Source organism: Pseudomonas sp. GW823-FHT05G12, assembly GCF_058795575.1.
Map to the genome: position 1 here is coordinate 3,913,389 of NZ_CM179501.1, position 19,547 is coordinate 3,932,935.

The 19,547-nt window shown below is 62.0% G+C and carries 12 protein-coding genes and 1 pseudogene; 5 read left to right on the forward strand and 8 right to left on the reverse strand.

Translation table 11 applies throughout. The features are described 5' to 3' along the window. Positions 1-28: 28 nt before the first annotated feature. Positions 29-379, reverse strand: a pseudogene (locus AC3RCM_RS17910) (MFS transporter); the annotation flags it as partial. 456 nt (positions 380-835) lie between these two features. Here AC3RCM_RS17910 and AC3RCM_RS17915 point away from each other — a divergent pair. Beyond that, positions 836-1,063, forward strand: a complete 228-nt coding sequence (locus AC3RCM_RS17915) for a hypothetical protein (RefSeq protein WP_003250422.1) — start codon at positions 836-838, stop codon at positions 1,061-1,063. Positions 1,064-1,112: 49 nt separating this feature from the next. Here the strand turns inward: AC3RCM_RS17915 and AC3RCM_RS17920 are convergent, their stop codons facing one another. From AC3RCM_RS17920 to AC3RCM_RS17940, 5 genes are all read right to left on the reverse strand, one after another. After that, a complete protein-coding gene (locus tag AC3RCM_RS17920) occupies positions 1,113-1,595 on the reverse strand; it encodes a copper chaperone PCu(A)C (RefSeq protein WP_104887364.1) in 483 nt (160 codons plus the stop codon). Then, a complete protein-coding gene (locus tag AC3RCM_RS17925) occupies positions 1,596-2,204 on the reverse strand; it encodes an SCO family protein (RefSeq protein WP_003250418.1) in 609 nt (202 codons plus the stop codon). A 196-nt stretch (positions 2,205-2,400) separates the two neighbouring features. Next, positions 2,401-2,985, reverse strand: a complete 585-nt coding sequence (gene nfuA, locus AC3RCM_RS17930) for a Fe-S biogenesis protein NfuA (RefSeq protein WP_104887363.1) — start codon at positions 2,983-2,985, stop codon at positions 2,401-2,403. Between the two features lie 58 nt (positions 2,986-3,043). Next, positions 3,044-4,078 carry an acyltransferase family protein gene (locus tag AC3RCM_RS17935; protein WP_104887362.1) on the reverse strand — a complete coding sequence of 345 codons (1,035 nt, stop codon included), beginning with the start codon at positions 4,076-4,078 and terminating at the stop codon, positions 3,044-3,046. Between the two features lie 192 nt (positions 4,079-4,270). Further along, complete coding sequence (locus tag AC3RCM_RS17940; RefSeq protein ID WP_104887878.1) at positions 4,271-6,571, reverse strand: fatty acid cis/trans isomerase; 2,301 nt, start codon at positions 6,569-6,571, stop codon at positions 4,271-4,273. A 182-nt stretch (positions 6,572-6,753) separates the two neighbouring features. Here AC3RCM_RS17940 and metH point away from each other — a divergent pair, with 182 nt between their 5' ends. Both metH and AC3RCM_RS17950 read left to right on the forward strand, forming a co-directional pair. Continuing rightward, positions 6,754-10,461, forward strand: coding sequence for a methionine synthase (gene metH / locus AC3RCM_RS17945; protein WP_104887361.1), 3,708 nt, complete (start codon positions 6,754-6,756; stop codon positions 10,459-10,461). Positions 10,462-10,630: 169 nt separating this feature from the next. Then, complete coding sequence (locus AC3RCM_RS17950; protein WP_020193229.1) at positions 10,631-10,846, forward strand: DUF2970 domain-containing protein; 216 nt, start codon at positions 10,631-10,633, stop codon at positions 10,844-10,846. Between the two features lie 900 nt (positions 10,847-11,746). Here AC3RCM_RS17950 and AC3RCM_RS17955 read toward each other — a convergent pair. Continuing rightward, positions 11,747-12,823, reverse strand: coding sequence for an ABC transporter substrate-binding protein (locus AC3RCM_RS17955; RefSeq protein WP_064493401.1), 1,077 nt, complete (start codon positions 12,821-12,823; stop codon positions 11,747-11,749). 213 nt (positions 12,824-13,036) lie between these two features. Here AC3RCM_RS17955 and AC3RCM_RS17960 point away from each other — a divergent pair, with 213 nt between their 5' ends. Together AC3RCM_RS17960 and AC3RCM_RS17965 are read left to right on the forward strand one after the other, a co-directional pair. Continuing rightward, complete coding sequence (locus tag AC3RCM_RS17960) at positions 13,037-14,689, forward strand: nitrite/sulfite reductase (RefSeq protein ID WP_010953329.1); 1,653 nt, start codon at positions 13,037-13,039, stop codon at positions 14,687-14,689. Further along, positions 14,673-15,167: a DUF934 domain-containing protein gene (locus tag AC3RCM_RS17965; RefSeq protein ID WP_003250391.1), complete on the forward strand. Its 495-nt coding sequence runs from the start codon at positions 14,673-14,675 to the stop codon at positions 15,165-15,167. Before AC3RCM_RS17960 ends, AC3RCM_RS17965 begins: the two co-directional genes overlap by 17 nt. 46 nt (positions 15,168-15,213) lie before the next feature. Here the strand turns inward: AC3RCM_RS17965 and AC3RCM_RS17970 are convergent, their stop codons facing one another. Then, positions 15,214-19,401, reverse strand: coding sequence for an NEL-type E3 ubiquitin ligase domain-containing protein (locus tag AC3RCM_RS17970; protein ID WP_492629045.1), 4,188 nt, complete (start codon positions 19,399-19,401; stop codon positions 15,214-15,216). Positions 19,402-19,547 lie beyond the last annotated feature (146 nt).

A 19,547-nucleotide genomic window follows, 5' to 3' on the forward strand; every position in this document is an offset into this window, starting at 1 on the left:
GTGTTGCACTCAGTTTTTGCCGCCGCCGGCATTCGAGCGCTGTCATGACCATTGCGAGGCCCACCAACGCAAGTAATACTGGCGTGAACACGCTGAACAAGGCAAAGAAGGAAAGTGCCAGCAGGCCTTTTGTCACCTCGATTGCTAACAGTGTGTGTTTCTTGTTGGCGTTATCTGCCAGCCAGCCACCCAATGGCGAAAACACCACACTTGGCAAGTAACGAAAAAAGTAGGCGATGCCGATCAAAAGCATATCCGCATCTGTGATGGACACGATCGCCACGGCAAATGCAGCCTCGAAGGCAAATTCACCACATTTGGAAAAGCTGTAGCCCAGCGACAGCGAACGCGTTCCGGGGTTAAGGCGCAATGCCAGCATTAGCGGGTACTTCCTGGCGACATCGCTCCTGAACACTCGGATTGCAGATTCATATGGGCACTCCTTTGAGCCGATTGAGATTGCCAAATATTGGCCAACTCAATCTAAGACTCGGCCAGGATTGAGCTCAACATGAAAGTTGTAACAACGCCGATGCTTTATGTAAGCGAAAATCAGAAACCCGGAATTTTCCTACAACAACCATTCTTTGAATGCAGACCCGCCGGCATTTTCCCGACTGTGCAGTTGAGCACTTCAACAGGTCACGTTCAGAAACCGAGCCCTGAATCCCTTGCACGGCACGAGCATCAAATTTAAACATGCTGTTTATAAGTAACGAGTTGTTACTGCGCCGCAAGAGCAGCCACTGGCAGCTGCCGCAGCGCGCCTTGCAAAGGCCACAAGAGCCTGACCAACCCTCTGCTACACTGACAAGGCTGAATGGAGGATCCTGTCATGTCCGAAAGAGAGCTCACCACCCTTCTGTCGTTGATGAACCAGCGCCAGGCCTGTCTGAGCAGTGCCTGCAAGGAGATTGCCGACTGGATCGACCGGCAGGGCGATGTGCCCGCCGCCGGCAAGATCCGCGCTAGCCTGAAGGCACTGGAGGCCGATGAGGCCCAGGTTCGCAAGACCCTGACGTCGCTGACCCTCGACAGACCGCTGCCGCGCTTTCGTAGCTGAAAGGCGCAGTTGAAAAGAAAAGGGCCGCTGAACGCGGCCCTTTGATCTGTCAGTGGTTCATGTGCATGTGATCATGCCCACCACCTGCGTCGGCGTTGAGCGCACGCACTTGCGCCTGAACGTCCAGGGTTTCCTTGGCGCCCTTGGCATCCTCGATGGTCAGGGTCAGTGACACTTTGTCACCCTCCTTCACCTGATTGTTCAGGCCCATCAGCATGACATGCAGGCCATTCGGGTCCAGGGTCACTGCCTTGCCGGCTGGCAATTCGACAGCCTTGACCTCACGCATGCCCATCACGTCACCGTTCATGGTCATCTCGTGCACCTGCACGGTCTTGGCCACGGGCGAAGCCACACCCACCAGCTTGCTGTCGCTGCTGGCAGTCAGGACCATGAACGCACCGGTGGACTGCTGATGCGGCACGCTGGCACGCACCCAGGCATCACTCACGGTGGTCTGGGCCAGGGCCGGCAGGGCCAGCCCCATCAGTACCAGGGCAGCCAGACCGCGTTTGATCGGTTGCATCGACATTCAGCAGATCTCCATCAGGGTGACCAGATCTTCGGCGCATTCCTTGGCGTTCAGGGAATGGCCCAGGCTCAGGCGCAGGGTGCCACGTGTATCGTAGACGTAGCTGGTGGACGAGTGAGAAATGGTGTAGGTGTCTCCGGCCGGAACCTTCTCGTAGAACACCTTGAATTCCTTGGCCACGGCGGCAATTTCCTCGGGGGTGCCGGTCAGCGCGGTGAACGTCGGGTCGAAGGCCTTGACGTAGGCATCGAGCACCTCGGGCGTGTCGCGCTCCGGGTCAAGGGTGATGAACACCACCTGGAACAGGTCGCGGTCGCGGCCCCTCAGCAGCTTGCGAATCTGCGCCGCACGCGCAAGCGTGGTCGGGCAGACGGCTGGGCACTGGGTGAAGCCGAAGAAGACCATCGGCATGCTGCCGTAGAAGCTCGACAGGGTGCGCACGTTACCTTGCGGGTCTTTGAGGCTGAACTTGCGCCCGAGGATTTCGTTGCTCATGTTCTTGCCGTACTTGAACTCGAGCCCCCGGGCCGGGCTACAGCCTGCCAGCAGGCCAAGCCCGAGAACGCCCATGCCGGCGACAACCGCACGCCGGGTCAAAAGATCATTCATGAAACCATCCTTTACAGGGAAGGTGCCGGCCCTCGGGACGGGCCGGTCGAAAAACCGGGGCATTCTGGCATGACACCCAGAGGGGTTCTACCCGACCATGGCGGGTATGGCCTGCAGCCCTTTGAATACGGGCTGCGGCCTGTTGTCGCAGGGGTTGAAACCGTAACACTTTGTTGCTAAGGGAGCCGCCTTCAACTCAGTAGTAGGCGTTTTCTTTCTGGCTGTGGTCAGTCACGTCACGCACGCCCTTCAGCTCCGGAATACGCTCGAGCAGGGTGCGCTCGATGCCTTCCTTCAACGTGACATCGGCCTGGCCGCAACCCTGGCAGCCACCACCGAACTGCAGCACGGCAATGCCGTCATCGACCACGTCCACCAGGCTCACCTGGCCGCCATGGCTGGCCAGGCCGGGGTTGATCTCGGTCTGCAGGTAGTAGTTGATACGTTCGTTGATCGGGCTGTCTTCGTTGACCATCGGCACCTTGGCGTTTGGCGCCTTGATGGTCAGCTGGCCACCCATGCGGTCGGTGGCGTAGTCGACCATCGCGTCTTCCAGGAACGGTACGCTGACGGCGTCCAGGTAGGCAGTGAAGCTTTTCAGACCCACGGCGGTGTCGTCAGGCTTCTCTTCGCCCGGCTTGCAGTAGGCGATGCACGTCTCGGCGTACTGGGTGCCCGGCTGGGTGATGAAAATGCGAATGCCGATGCCGGGCGTATTCTGCTTGGAGAGCAGATCGGCCAGGTAGTCATGGGCGGCGTCGGTAATGGTTATAGCGCTCATGTAGGTTCCTCACAGACTTGCGGCCAAGTGTACGCCAACCCAGCCTTCGAACAAAGTCCTAGCAATTGACTCGGGAAAGCGCATATTCAGGGGCCGGCCCCCGTTGCGCCGCCAGCCAGGCCTGCATTCGCCGGTACAGGCCGCGCTCCAGCCACTGGTAGCTGAACCACGACATTAGTCCAATGGACGGCACGCACAGGGCAAATGTCAGGAACGGGTTCAGATGCAGGCGCTCACTGGCGAACCAACCGGCATACAGCACCAGCACATGTATCAGGTACACCGAGTACGAACAGTCGCCAAGGGCCTTGAGCAGCCGATTGCCCTGGAACAGCGGCTCCATGGCCACGAAGGCCAGGACGACCATCGCACTCGGTAACCCCCAGTGCAGCAAGCGCTGGGAAGCGTCCAGACAGTAGATCGCCATGCCCGCCACACCCAGCAACGCCAGCGGCAACCACCGGCCCTGGCGGATCAGCCCGCGGCGGTACAGTACACCGACACCAATGCCCAACAGAAACTCGTAGATGATGTCGTTGTTGTAGAAGCGGCTGACCACGCCCATGCGCCCCAGTACCTCACTGACCAGCAACAGAGCGGCAGTCACCAGCAGCAGGTGATGCCGTTGGCGTACCAGGAACGCCAGGCCGAACAGCAGGTAGAAGAACATCTCGAAGTTCAGCGTCCAGCCCACGTTCAGGGTCGGGTAAAGGCCATAACCACCTGGGTTTTCCGCCGGGATGAACAGCAGCGACAGGAACAGGTGCCGCCAGTCAAACGCCTGATGTGGCATCCATTGGCTGAATGCCAGCAGCAACATGGCCATCAGGGCTGTGTAGAACCAGTAGGCAGGGACGATGCGCAGCGCCCGATTGAGGAGGAACTGGCGCGGCTCGATGGTTTTGTCGCGGGTCGACAGGTAGATGACCAGCCCGCTGATGACGAAAAAGATGTCGACACCTACGGCGCCACGGTCGGTAAGCAGTTGGCCGATGGGGCCGGTGGCGTGGAAGTCGAAGAAGATCTGCATGAAATGGTGGCAGACCACCACCCAGGCGGCGAACGCCCGCAATGCCTGAAGCGAATACAGCATGGAATACCCTGCGCTTGGCGGTGCATTGAGGCCCGTATCGAGTGCAGAGGCCAGCGCCAGCCTTGAAAGCAGCGCCGTACCTGTCGTAGGAGCGGGTTCACCCGCGAAGGGCTGCAAAGCAGCCCCCAGCAATCGATCCAGACCACCTACCGTGTCCGACCGCAGGCAAATCGGAAAGGTCAGCCAACCCGATCAGAGGTTCTGGTAGCGGTTCATGTCCAGCACGCCCGCCTCGACCGGTTCGGTCTCCTTGATATAGCTGTTCAGGTCGTGGAAGTAGCGCCAGAACGCTGGGTGACTGCGGCGCACACCCCAGCGCATGACAATGCGCTCGAACTTCGCCGCGTCATCTTTGGCATACTCCATGTCCTCGACGAACTCCGGCACATCCGTGGTCGGGATGTTGAAGATGAAGTTCGGGTAGCTGCTGAGCACCCCCGGGTACAGGGTCAGGGTATCCAGCCCCGGCTGGTAGCGGTACGCCTCACCCAGCAGGAACGCCACGTTGCTGTGCGCGCGGTTGCGCAGCAGGCTGTACACCTGACGCTGGCCGTCCTGCCCTTCGATACGCAGCATGGTCGCCTCGGGCAACTGGTTGATCACCTTCAGCCCGGCCGCCGGGCGCGACACCAGTCGGCTGAGCGACTGCTCGGCATTGCGGAACTCTTCGCTCATCTGCGGCCGTGAGCAGAACGCGCCCTGGCAGCGGTTGATCGGGTCCGGCGCGGCATTCAGGCTGCCGGTGCGCTGCAGCAGCTTAAGGCCAAAGTCGCGTTTGGGATTGCGCGGGTCGAGCTTGATGCCACTCGGGGTGTCGGTGTCGATGTCTTCATAATCCATCCACATCTTCACCTTGCCACTGTTCTGGTACCAGTCGCCAAGGATCGCCTTGCGCTGGTCGGCCGGCATCAGGCGCAGGAAGTTGACCTCGGCACCATTGCGGATCAGGTCGAAGTACAGGCGCGTCTGCAACTGGTGCGATACGTTGCCATACACATCGAAGTTGACCGCCAACTGGTAATACGTGCGCTCGAACAACGGGTAGTCGAACAGCCACACGGTCAGCGGCACATCCCCCACCAGGCCCTTGGTCACCGATGCGCTGTCGAAGTGGCGGAAGATGCTCAGCAGCGCATTGTCGTTGCCGGCCCACAGCGTCGACCATCTCGGTGCCGGCATTTCGGCATAGGCTTCACGGCGCAGTTTCTCGTAGTCGTTGCGCTTGTCACGATAGGCGTGCCACAGGCTCAGCACACTGCCCACGTCATCGATCTGACCAGGCATGGCCAGCAGCGGGGTAGCCTCGCCCCGGTACTCGGCATCGGTGACATAGCGATCGAAGGCCGGCTCCTGGAACAGCGCCCAGAAGTTGTCGCGGATCACGTCAGTGGCAATCTGCCCGCGGCACACGGGGCCACGGATGAAGGTGCGCACGAAGTACTCGGCGTTATCCAGCATGAACTGGTAGCGCGCCACGGCCGGGATCGCCTCGAAGGTTTCAAACGGGTTGGCCCGGTGGCGCGGGCCGTAGCCCGGAAGCGCGGCGGCATGCCAGTCGCCGGCATAGAACAGCTGCTTCACGCGCTTGAGCTTCTGCGGCCCCATCGGGTAGGTGATGTGCGTCTTGTGCACGATCACGCCCTGCACCGGGATCAACCGGTAGTAGAAGTCCGTGCCTGGCGGGTCGTTGGGGCGGCGGGTGGCAATGATATCGACCGGCTTGCCACTTGGCGTGCGCGAGCGCACCCACTGGAAGAAGTGGCCCTGCTCGCCGCCAGCGAAATGGATGTGCGCCAAAAACAGGTGCTCGTACAGCCAGCGTCCCACCAGCGCCTCGGTAGAACCCGGGCGGTTGAGCAGTTCTTCCCACTCTGCGATCTGCCTGGCTTCGGCCGCGCTCGGCTGGATCGGCTGGTACTCCACCGGCGCACCAGCGGCCAGCCAGCGGCGCATGGTGGCATATTCCTTGTCGGTCAGCCCGGTCACCGCCAGCGGCATGCCCTCCTTGGGGTGTGCGCCGGCATAGGCGTCGAATTCATGGGGCAACGGGCACATGTTGTTGCGGCTCAGGCCCAGGACGATCTCTTCGGGCAGCTTGGCGTTGGGCGTAAGCGGGGTCTTGTGGCCCAACTCCAGCATGCGCGCCATCAGCGCGGCCTGACCGCCCTGGTTGTCGAGCACCGAGTAGAAGCCCTTCTTGCGCCATTGCTCTTCGCTGTGTGCGTCGTAGAACAGCCGCGTGGTGGGCACCGCCTTGCTCCGCTCGCCCTGGTACACCGGGACCTTGCTGGCCCCGCGTACCGCGCCTTCAGGGCTTTCCAGCTTGAGCTGGCAGGCGGCGTCGTTGCAGGCATGGCAGGCCACGCACTTCTCGGTGAAGATCGGTTGAATGTCCCGGGTGTAGGAAATAGCCGGGCTCGACTGGGGGGCCTGCCCGAATACCGCGCCGCTGATGAGCAGGGCGAAGGCGCCGGCAAGGATACGATGCACCATGTGCGGAAAGTCCTGGTTCTTGAAAGCCATCACGATTTGTTGCCTGGTCGTCCTGGGTGCTTCGCGCTGCCTCCACCCGCCCAACATGAGCAGTTTTCATGCAAATGGGCGACATGCCTAAAAACCGCGCAGCTTTGTTATGATTCGGCACCTTCTGATATTCGCCCGACCAGGTAGTTCCTATGTCCGACCGCAGCGCTCGTCTCCAAGCACTCCAGAACGCACTCAAAGAGCGCATCCTGATCCTCGACGGCGGCATGGGTACTATGATCCAAAGCTACCGCCTGGAGGAACACGACTATCGTGGCACGCGTTTTGCCGATTGGCCAAGCGATGTGAAGGGTAACAACGACCTTTTGCTGCTCAGCCGCCCGGACGTGATCGCCGCCATCGAGAAGGCCTACCTGGATGCCGGTGCCGATATTCTCGAAACCAACACCTTCAATGCCACGCAGATTTCCCAGGCCGACTACGGCATGGAGTCGCTGGTTTACGAGTTGAACGTCGAAGGCGCGCGCATCGCTCGCCAGGTTGCCGATGCCAAGACCCTGGAGACGCCGGACAAGCCGCGCTTCGTTGCCGGCGTGCTCGGCCCTACCAGCCGAACCTGCTCGATTTCCCCGGACGTCAACGACCCAGGGTTTCGCAACGTCACCTTCGACGAGTTGGTAGAAAACTACATCGAGGCCACCCGCGGCCTGATCGAAGGCGGCGCCGACCTGATCCTGATCGAAACCATCTTCGACACCCTCAACGCCAAGGCGGCGATCTTCGCCGTGCAGCAAGTGTTCGAGGACGACAACGTCGAACTGCCGATCATGATCTCCGGCACCATCACCGACGCATCCGGCCGTACCCTGTCGGGCCAGACCACCGAAGCGTTCTGGAACTCGGTGCGTCACGCCAAGCCGATTTCCGTGGGCCTGAACTGCGCCCTCGGCGCCAAGGACCTGCGCCCGTACCTGGAAGAACTGGCGACCAAGGCCGATACCCATGTGTCCGCCCACCCCAATGCCGGCCTGCCGAACGCCTTCGGCGAGTACGACGAAACCCCGGCCGAGATGGCCGCGGTGGTCGAAGAATTCGCGGCCAGCGGCTTCCTCAACATCATTGGCGGCTGCTGCGGCACCACGCCGGGGCACATCCAGGCCATTGCCGAAGCCGTGGCCAAGTACAAGCCGCGCGAGATCCCGGAAATCGCCAAGGCCTGCCGCCTGTCGGGCCTGGAGCCGTTCACCATCGACCGCCAGTCGCTGTTCGTCAACGTCGGTGAGCGCACCAACATCACCGGTTCCGCCAAGTTCGCCCGGCTGATCCGCGAAGAGAACTATACCGAAGCCCTGGAAGTCGCCCTGCAGCAGGTCGAGGCCGGCGCCCAGGTAATCGACATCAACATGGACGAAGGGATGCTCGACTCCCAGGCGGCCATGGTCCGGTTCCTCAACCTGATCGCGGGTGAGCCGGACATTTCGCGCGTACCGATCATGATCGACTCGTCCAAGTGGGAAGTGATCGAAGCCGGCCTCAAGTGCATCCAGGGCAAGGGCATCGTCAACTCCATTTCCATGAAGGAAGGCGTCGAGCAGTTCAAGCACCACGCCCGCCTGTGCAAGCGCTATGGCGCTGCCGTGGTGGTCATGGCCTTCGACGAAGTCGGCCAGGCCGACACAGCCGCGCGCAAGAAGGAAATCTGCCAGCGCAGCTATGACATCCTGGTCAACGAGGTGGGCTTCCCGCCAGAAGACATCATTTTCGACCCGAACATCTTCGCTGTCGCCACCGGTATCGAAGAACACAACAACTACGCCGTCGACTTCATCGAGGCCTGTGCCTATATCCGCGACCACCTGCCCCACGCCCTGAGCTCGGGTGGCGTGTCCAACGTGTCGTTCTCGTTCCGTGGCAACAACCCGGTGCGTGAAGCGATCCACTCGGTGTTCCTGTACCACGCGATCCAGAACGGCCTGACCATGGGTATCGTCAACGCCGGCCAGCTGGAGATCTACGACGAGATCCCGGCCCAGCTGCGTGAAAAGGTCGAGGACGTGGTGCTCAACCGCACCCCGCATGGCACCGATGCACTGCTGGCCATCGCCGACGACTACAAGGGTGGCGGCGCAACCAAGGAAGTGGAAAACGAAGAGTGGCGCTCGCTGCCGGTGGAAAAACGCCTGGAGCACGCGCTGGTCAAGGGCATCACCGCGTTCATCGTCGAAGACACCGAAGAATGCCGCCAGCAGTGCGCGCGCCCCATCGAAGTGATCGAAGGCCCGCTGATGAACGGCATGAACGTGGTCGGCGACCTGTTCGGCGCGGGCAAGATGTTCCTGCCGCAGGTGGTCAAGTCGGCCCGGGTGATGAAACAGGCCGTTGCTCACCTGATCCCCTTCATCGAAGCCGAAAAAGGCGACAAGCCAGAAGCCAAGGGCAAGATCCTGATGGCCACGGTGAAAGGCGACGTGCACGACATCGGCAAGAACATTGTCGGCGTGGTGCTGGGCTGTAACGGATACGACATCGTCGACCTTGGCGTGATGGTACCGGCGGAGAAGATCCTGCAGACGGCCCGCGAGCAGAAGTGCGACATCATCGGCCTGTCCGGCCTGATTACCCCGTCGCTGGACGAAATGGTCCACGTTGCCCGCGAAATGCAGCGCCAGGGCTTCGAACTGCCGCTGATGATCGGTGGCGCCACCACCTCCAAGGCGCACACGGCGGTCAAGATCGAGCCCAAGTACAGCAACGACGCGGTCATCTACGTCACCGACGCTTCGCGCGCGGTCGGCGTGGCCACCCAGTTGCTGTCCAAAGAACTCAAGCCGGGCTTCGTCGAGAAGACCCGCCTGGAATACGTGGACGTGCGCGAGCGCACCGCCAACCGCAGCGCCCGCACCGAGCGCCTCAGCTACTCCCAGGCGATCGCTGCCAAGCCGCAGTACGACTGGGCCAGCTACCAGCCAGCGGTGCCCTCCTTCACCGGCGTCAAGGTGCTGGAAGACATCGATTTGCGCACCCTGGCCGAGTACATCGACTGGACCCCGTTCTTCATCTCCTGGGACTTGGCCGGCAAGTTCCCGCGCATCCTCACCGACGAGGTGGTTGGTGAGGCTGCTACGGCGCTGTACAAGGATGCCCGCGAGATGCTCGACAAGCTGATCGACGAGAAGCTGATCAGCGCCCGCGCGGTATTCGGCTTCTGGCCGGCCAACCAGGTGGACGATGACGACATCGAAGTCTACGGCGAAGACGGCCAGGCACTGGCCACCCTGCACCACCTGCGCCAGCAGACCATCAAGCCGGACGGCAAGCCCAACTGGTCGCTGGCCGACTTCGTCGCACCCAAAGACAGTGGCGTTACCGACTACGTAGGTGGTTTCATCACCACCGCCGGCATCGGTGCCGAGGAAGTGGCCAAGGCTTACCAGGACAAGGGCGACGACTACAGCTCGATCATGGTCAAGGCCCTGGCCGACCGCCTGGCCGAAGCCTGTGCCGAATGGCTGCACGAGCAGGTGCGTAAAGAGCACTGGGGCTATGCCCGCGACGAGCACCTGGACAACGAGGCGCTGATCAAGGAACAGTACAGCGGCATCCGCCCTGCGCCGGGTTATCCGGCCTGCCCCGACCACACTGAAAAGGAAACCCTGTTCCGCCTGCTCGATGGCACCGCCATCGGTGAAACCGGGCCGAGCGGGGTGTACCTCACCGAGCACTTCGCGATGTTCCCGGCGGCGGCGGTCAGCGGCTGGTACTTCGCCCACCCGCAGGCGAAGTATTTTGCCGTAGGCAAGGTCGACAAGGATCAGATCGAACGTTACAGCGCACGCAAAGGCCAGGATATCAGCGTGAGCGAGCGCTGGCTGGCGCCTAACCTGGGGTATGACAGCTAAACGACTGCGCTGGCTTCTTCGCGGGCTTGCCCACACAGGTAAGAAACAGCCCTCAAGGGCAGTCATTTACCTGTTGGAACGGGTTTCCTCGCGAAGAGGCCGGCACGGGCAACCTCACAACCATTGCCTACACTGTCCCTGATTGCCTCTGATTTCCCCAGGAGCCACCATGGACGATTCCAGCCAGGGCAAACCCCCGACCTTCTGGCAGATGCTGCACAGCATCCTCGCTGCCGCCTTCGGCGTGCAAAGCGGCAAAAACCGCGCACGCGACTTCACCCACGGCAAGGCCAGCCATTTCATTGCGCTGGGGGGGCTGTTCACCCTGGTGTTCATTGCGGTATTGATCGGCCTGGTGCAGTTGGCGCTGCACCTGACCCGCTAACCTGTGCCGGCCTCTTCGCGGGTGAACCCGCTCCTACAGGGCCTATGCCCAACCCCCGACCTGTGTCCACCCTCGATCAGGCGTAGGAGCGGGTTTACCCGCGAATACGGTCGCGACGGCAACGGTGAACGGCAGGTGGAAATTGGCCGGCAGGCCCGGCCCTTTCGCGGGTGAACCCGCTCCTACGAGGGCCTGTGTCCAACCACCGACCTGTGTCCACCACCGATCCGGTGCGGCGGCAACGGTGAACGGCGGGTGGAAATTGGCCAGCAGGCCCGGCCCTTTCGCGGGTGAACCCGCTCCTACGAGGGCCTGTGTCCAACCACCGACCTGTGTCCACCACCGATCCGGTGCGGCGGCAACGGTGAACGGCGGGTGGAAATTGGCCAGCAGTCCCGGCCCTTTCGCGGGTGAACCCGCTCCTACGAGGGCCTGTGTCCAACCACCGACCTGTGTCCACTACCGATCTGTGTAGGAGCGGGTTTACCCGCGAATATGGTCGCGGCCACAACGGTGAACGGAAGGTGGAGATTGGCCAGCAGGGCCGGCCCTTTCGCGGGTAAACCCGCTCCTACGACGGTCCTGCGACATTCTCAAGGGATATGTTTTCACCGCGAAGAGGCGGCCACAGGCAATAATAAAGCGCCTGCGAGATTCCCTCCCGCAGACGCCCCTGCTACATCACGGTCTTGAGTTGCAAGTCACTGGTGGCTGACCCAATACACGGCAGTGACCACCACCAGAACGATCAGGCAGAGGATCGCCCAGGCATCGACGCTGCTGTCAGCTTTGCGGACCTTGGTTGAGTTTCCCATTGCATTGCCTCTTGTAGTGGTTATGGGAATGCACTTCACCACCAGCAGTTAAGACGAGCAATGCCCTTCCCTCAAGCAGGGTCATTCAATATTCGACCGGTGACGCCAGAAACGGGTAACGGTACCCGGGCGGCCGCCCTTCGGCACTGTAACGCCGAAAATCGACGCCGTAGTCGTCCCTTTCCAACAGCTTCAGCCAACGCCTGGCCTTGGCCTGATCGATTTCCTGCAATACCGGAACACGGCGCTCGCGCACGCCGTCGCGGTTCAACGCCAGCCCGTGGGCATCATCGTGCAGCATCACCATGGCCCAACCGCCAAGGGTGAAATGCCCACCCATCAGCACGCTCAAGCGCCCATCGATACGCGCGCGCAAGGCTTCGGGCGAGCTGTTGACGGCAGCGAACAGCACGTCACGCCCCGGCGTGTGCCCGGCCTCCTCGAACGCCTGCATGGCACCAAAGGCCATCTGGTCATTGGCCGACCACACCAGCCGGGTGGCCGGGTAACGCTCAAGCAACTGCTTCGCTTGCTCGTACGCGCGCTGGCGGTTCCAGCCGCCATATACCACTTGCCGCAAGCGCACCTGAGGGAAATCGGCCAGGGCGCGGCGCATGCCCTCAACGCGCAACTGCGAGGCCGGGGTGGTCTTGACCCCGGCAAAAGCCACCAGATCCACCGGCCCTGCGTCGCGAGGCAGTTGTGCGAGCAACAGGTGCAACATCTGGAAGCCTGCCTGCTCGTCGTTGCTAATCAAGGTACCCAGTGGCTCGGCGTACTTGTCGGGCTGGCCCTCGATACTGAGGCGCTGGCTGGCGGTCAGGCCATTGTTGACCAGCAGCAGCTTCACCCCGGTGCCACGCGACAGGCGCAGGATTTCCGGTGCCACGTACTGCTCGTTGACCAGCACCAGGTAATCCGGCCGCTGCGGCGCGCTCAGGATCGCCCGGGCCTGGGTCAGTGCCAGGTCGGCGCGGCGCTCGCTGTATTGCACCTGCAGGGTCATGCCCAGCTCGTCCGCGGCGGCCTGCATGAAGCGGGTATAGCTGGTCCAGAATGTCTCGTTGGACAGCCCCGGGTTGAGGAACACCACCGAAGCCGATTGCGCATTTGCCACCAATGGCAAGACAAGGCACAAGCTTTGGCACAGGGCCTTGAGCATGGGGTCACATCTCTGCGAAGCAAACGCCGGATTATAAACGCCTGGCGATGCTCCGCGCACAAATGGCAGTCAATCTCACATAGTCCATTTGGTTCTTTTCATATGCAAAAACATCACTTTAGCGCATAACCGCAACCTGCTATCGTTCCCCGGCTCCGTACCGGAGTGCGCGGCCGTGCGCGCGAATAGCTGCATGCCTGAGACAGGACTTTTATGTACGTATACGACGAGTACGATCAGCGGATCATCGAGGACCGCGTCAAGCAGTTCCGTGATCAGACCCGCCGCTACCTGGCCGGTGAGCTGAGCGAAGAAGAATTCCGCCCTCTGCGCCTGCAGAACGGCCTTTACATCCAACGTTTCGCGCCGATGCTGCGTGTCGCGGTGCCGTACGGCCAGCTGAACGCCAACCAGGTCCGCACCCTGGCCAAGATCGCTCGCGACTATGACAAGGGCTATGCCCACATTTCCACCCGCCAGAACGTGCAGTTCAACTGGCCGGCGCTGGAAGACATCCCCGACATCCTCGCCGAACTGGCCACCGTGCAGATGCACGCGATCCAGACCAGCGGCAACTGCCTGCGCAATACCACCACCGACCAGTTCGCCGGTGTGGCCGCAGACGAAATCGTCGACCCGCGCCCGTGGTGTGAAATCGTCCGTCAGTGGACCACCTTCCACCCGGAATTCGCCTACCTGCCACGCAAGTTCAAGATCGCCATCAACGGCTCGCAGGAAGACCGCGCCGCCATCGAAGTGCACGACATTGGCCTTGAGCCGGTGCGCAACGCTGCCGGCGAACTGGGCTTCCGTGTGCTGGTCGGTGGTGGCCTGGGCCGTACCCCGGTGGTGGGCTCGTTCATCAACGAGTTCCTGCCGTGGCAGGACCTGATCAGCTACCTCGACGCCATCCTGCGCGTGTACAACCGTTACGGTCGCCGTGACAACAAGTACAAGGCGCGGATCAAGATCCTGGTCAAGGCGCTGACCCCGGAAGTGTTCGCCGAAAAGGTCGAGGCCGAAATGGTCCACCTGCGTGGCGGCACCACCACCCTGACCGAAGCCGAAGTGCAGCGCGTCTCGCGCCACTTCGTCGACCCCGAGTACCTGGCACTCGACAACGTCGACTACACCGCCCTGGATGCCGAGCACCCAGGGTTCGCCCGCTGGCGCTCGCGCAACACCCGCGCCCACAAGCGCCCGGGCTACGTGGCTGTGACCCTGTCACTCAAGCCTACCGGTGTTGCCCCGGGCGACGTGACCGACAAGCAGCTGGACGCCGTGGCCGACCTGGCCGAACGCTACAGCTTCGGCTTCCTGCGCACCTCGCACGAGCAGAACATCATCCTCGCCGACGTCGAGCAGCGCCAGCTGCACGCGCTGTGGCTTGAACTGCGCGAGAGCGGCTTCGCCACCCCGAACATCGGCCTGCTGACCGACATCATCTGCTGCCCGGGTGGCGACTACTGCTCGCTGGCCAACGCCAAGTCGATCCCGATTGCCGAGTCCATCCAGCGCCGCTTCGACGACCTGGACTACCTGTTCGACATCGGCGAAATCGACCTGAACATCTCCGGCTGCATGAACGCCTGCGGCCACCACCACGTGGGCCACATCGGCATCCTCGGCGTGGACAAGAAGGGTGAGGAGTTCTACCAGGTGTCGCTGGGCGGCAACGCCGCACGCGGCGCAAGCCTGGGCAAGATCCTTGGCCCGTCCTTCGCGCAGGATGACATGGCCGATGTGATCGAGAAGCTGATCGCCGTGTACGTCGAGCAACGCACCGAGGAAGAGCGTTTCATCGACACCTACCAGCGTATCGGCATCGACCCCTTCAAGGAACGCGTCTATGCAGCGAATCATTAAGAACAACCAGATCGTCGACGAAACCTGGCACCTGCTGCCCAAGGAAACCTCGTTCGACGAGCTGACCAACTGCGACGACTACATCGTGCCGCTGCAGATGTGGCGCGACCATGCCCACGTGCTCAAGGCCCGCGATGGCGGCCTGGGCGTATGGCTGGACAGCGACCAGGAAGCGGAGGAAATCGGTGAAGACGTGCACCACTTCCAGGTCATCGCCCTGAACTTCCCGGCATTCACCGACGGCCGCAGCTACTCCAATGCGCGTCTGCTGCGTGACCGCTACAAGTTCAAGGGCGAACTGCGCGCCATCGGCGATGTGCTGCGCGACCAGCTGTTCTTCATGGCCCGCTGCGGCTTCGACGCATTCGCCATCCGTGCCGACAAGGACCCGGAAGACGCGCTGCAAAGCCTGAAGGACTTCTCGGTGACCTACCAGGCCGCCACCGACGAACCGCTGCCGCTGTTCCGCCGCCGCTGATCGTCCCGCCCCAGCGAACAGCCCGCCTCTCGGCGGGCTGTTTCGTTCACAGGCCGTGGCGCTGGATTGCCTCACGGCTCAACTCAAGCAAAAGCTGCCGTTTCGCGACCTCACGCGCTGCGCAGATATGCTCGACCTGGGCAAAATAGTCGCCATCACTCAGCGTTTTCGATTGCTCGAGCAACGCATCCAGGCGCTGCTGAAAAGGCTCGTCCAAGCGGCTGAAGCGCGCCGCCTGCTGCTCCTGCAGGTAGTCCTGCCAGAAGGTTCGATCTGCCAGCGCCTGCGCCAAGGCTTGTGGCGTTTCCTGCCGCAGCACCTCGCTGCGCGCGGCGTCCAGGTCTTCACGGCCAACCCCACTGAAACTCTCGTACGAAAGATGGCTGGGCTGCACGGGAAGGTCGAGACTATCTGCCAGCCTGACGCGATAGGTCAGGTAAACCTCAACGGGATCGTTCGAAAAGTAATCCGCAATATGCCGCGCGGCAATTGCGTTGACTTTGTCCAGGCGGAACAACGAACGCCCCAGCCTGACCAGCGCCCGCTCCTTCTGTAACCCGGTACCGGCTGTACCGGCCTTGGCGACCAGCGCGCCAACCTCCAGCTCGCTGAGCGTCAGCAGCAACTCGTCACTGCAACTGCGCGGCCGGGCAACTTGCTCGAACAGGCTCGCGCGTACTTCAGCGTGCTGCTCGCAGGCCTCGAGGATATGCCACACCCGGGCCTGCAGGTCGCGCGGTTGTGCGTCGTATTCACGCAGGGCGCGTAAATCAGAGAAAAAGCGGAACAGATCCTGCGCCCCGGCTTCCTGGCTCAAGCGGTTCCAGCTCGCCAATCGCACCTCGCGCTGGGCTGGCGTGAATCCTGAAAACCAAGGGGCTGCAGCGTTCGGGATCGAAGTGGCATGAGCTGCACGTCGACGCTCAACGGCCCCGGCCGACGCCCTGGCCAACTGCAAGCGCTGCAAGGTTTCGTCCGAGAGTGGATTGTCGTGCAGCTCCAGGCCCCGCAACAAGCGAAGCGGCACTAAAGACAGCGCTTCAGGCAGCGTCTGGATCTGGTTGTCACGCATGTCCAGCAACTCCAGATTACCGTGCCTGGCCAGATCAGCGGGCAGATCGCCCAGCCCGGTGTTGCGCAAGGACAGCCGGCGCAGCAGGGGGAAAGACGCCAAGGGTGGCAGCAAGCCGACCGGGTTACCGTTGAGCTCCAAGCGGCGCAGCTCCACAAGCTGGCTCAAACGCAGGTTATCCTCGCTGGAAAGCACGATCTGGTTGCCGCCAAGGCGCAGGGTCCTCAGTTCGGTCAGTTGCTCGATACCTGCGGGAAGGCGCGTCAGCTGGTTGTTCCGCAAGTCCAGGTTACGCACCTTGCTGAAGCGACCAAGAAAGCCCGCATCAAGGCTCGTCACCTGCATATCGCGCAGGGTCAGGTGCGTGATGTGGTCGAAACTCACATTATCAGGCAACGCTGGCAGGTCACCCACCCGCTCACCCATGAGGGTCAGGTGGTAGTCACCCGCCACCTCCCCTGGGGTAAAGCGCTGCCAGCTTGCCGTAATACGCCTGGCAACCTTGATACGACGCAGGCGGCGAACAATGTTCAGTCCTGCGTCGTTTCGCCAGGCTTGCAATGCCTGCTTGAGGCTGACCTTGGCCTGTAACAGTTGGCTCACATGGTTCCAGGGGTCCACTCCCCGCCAAGCCAGGTCTTGCAGGTAGACCTCCAGCTGCTCACTGCTCATCACCGGATACACGTGGTTCAACGTGCGCCGCAGTGCCTGGCGAGTCCCTGTCAGGTGGCCACTGAGCGGGTAGCCCAACCGCCCATCGAACAACCGTACAGGAGGGCGAATCCCCTGCCCCACACGGGCCAGCCCAATCATTCGGGCCGCCGCTTCACGGTCAGCGAGCGCCTCACGCCCAAGCCGCTCACCCAGTGCGTCATCCGTCATCTGGCTAACACCAAGCAACTGTCGCTGGCGGCTGTCCAACTGCCGTCTCAACGTCTGCAGCAACCCACCCCTGCCCGCGGCAGGCAGCTCAACGTTGACCCCAGCCGACCAAGGGGCGATGGCATCGATCAGGCCCAGCGCGAGCTTACCGGTATCGTCATTTTCTGCGGCGGCCTGGCGCAACCCTGCGCAGGCACGGTCTATCCGGCTGTCGCGTATTGCCCAGCGGGCACGCTCCGCCAACGCCAGGGGTACCCGGCCTGCACCCGTCAGGCTCTCCATCTCGACGCTGCTGGCCCCCTCGACGATTTCCCGTGCGCAGCGGTGGGATAGGCCTGGGAAGTCCCGCATCAATACGCGGTCCGCTGCTTGCGGATTGATCTGTCGCTCGTTGAAGACCTCCTCGAAAGCGTCACCCCGCAACATCGGGAAATCACGGTGCAATTGCTGGCGTTCGATGGCATCGAGCAAGCGTGCCGGCGCGGGCGCATTTTCCAACAGCAAACGGCGCAGGCAGTCAGCCTCGAAACCGGTGGTCTGCAGCGCTACAGATACCGCCTCATCGGGCACCTGCGCCGTGCGGCTGGCAAGGCGGCGCACCATGTAGGCGGGGTCATGCCAGCGCTGCGGTTGCTCGAACTCATGCACCCATCCCCCGGCACCATTGTGCTCAAGTGCCGGTGAATACGCCCCTGGCCTTGATGGGTGATGAATACGCCATGCGCCATCGTCCCCCTCGCTCACCTCATAGACAGCATCGTGCAGGCGCCTCAGCGAACGGCCAGTTTCATTCACGGCCTGGCCTACCATCAGATCGACGCCCTCACGCTGATAGCCCGACAAGGACGGATCACACAGCCGCAACTGGCCATCGCCCAGGCTTACCGGCACCATGGCATCCACCCGCGCCACTCGCTGTGCCAGCTTGCCAAGTGCCGTCGCTCCGGCCGCCGTCACCGCCGCCATCACGACCGTGTCGGCCACGTTGAACAAGTGGCCCAATGCGGCGTCGCGATCACCCAACTGCCAATCCTGGTAGCCTTCGTACACCTCACCCGCCAGTTGCACCACCGTAAGCCCCAGCAGGGCCTGCCCCAACACAGGCACAAACAGCGCTGCCAGGCCTGCCACGCTCAACCCCAAATCCAGATAGCCCTGCAAACGTGCGCGGCGGTCGGCGACATCTTCATCCTCTGTCGAAACCGCCAATACCCTCGCGTCATCCAGCATTTTTTCGATCCGGGCTTGGCGCAGCGCGACGAACACGTCGCCCTCGATCGCAAAACAGCGGCCATCCAGCTCAAGCGGAAGAACAGTATTACCGTGGCTGAGCAGTGCGTTCAGGGCCGCGCAGAAGGTGACGCGATCACGCTCTGCGACGAAGCGCTGGAAGTACCGCCGATAGGCCTCATTACGCAAGCGTATGCCAAGCGTCATGTACAGCAGCTCCCAGCTGGTGTGCCAACTCACCGGGGCATACGGGTCCTCAGGCAACCACGCGATAACACCAAGCAGGCGGGCGTTCTGACGCACTTCGATCACCAGTGCACCAATGACCTCCTTGCCCAACAGCCGCAGGGTGTGACACTTCAACATGGTGTTGGCGGCTGGCAGGAAAGACGCGGTGCCCACAACCTGGTTGATCCACTGACAGGTCTGCTCATCGATTTCACCCTTGATCCTTGCGGCGATTGCAGCAAGCGCCAGGTTGGCGCTCAACGCCTCCTCCAGGGTGCTCTCGACGGCCACCCCCTCGCCTTCAAGCTTCGATTGCAAATGGCTTTGATAACGCCCGCCGATATCAAGGTCTCTGCAAAGGCGGACAAAGGCTTGCGCACTTAGCGGCAGCAGGTGCCCGCTGGCAGTGACCAACTGCGACCCGGTCGCGAACCAGCCAGGCTGCATTTCCTTTTCGTGGAAGTTGTGCAGTGCCGCCGAGAGCAGCGTCTGGGTGCTGACGATGCGTGTCGAAGTGCTTGGCAAGGCAGGTGATATCGACGGTTTTGGCTGCAGGGTCACCAGCTTGAGCTGAGCCTGGCGCAGGTCTACCTGCCTGATCGAATGGGCCTCAAGTGCGCTTTTGAGCAACGACTCGGCGAACTCATCCAAGGGGGTTATGGCCCCTAACCAGGCGTCTACTTGGTCCTGCGCCCGCTGTTGGCGCAAAGCAGCGGCGCGCAGCCCTGTCAGCTCTTGGGCAGACGCGCGCTTGAGCCAGCCTGGCAACTGACGGGCAATCAGCGCATCGATGGAGTCGGCGGGTATTACTGAAGGGGTCATGGGCAGCCTCAACGCTTGATAAAAAGCGCTAGCTGAACAAGGTTCCAATCCCCTCTGGCCCTATTTATGTAGTGAATGCACAGCTTGAAAATGTATTTGTGCCTACAGGTCAAATGACTTTGGCGCCGTAGCGGCTTATTCGCTGC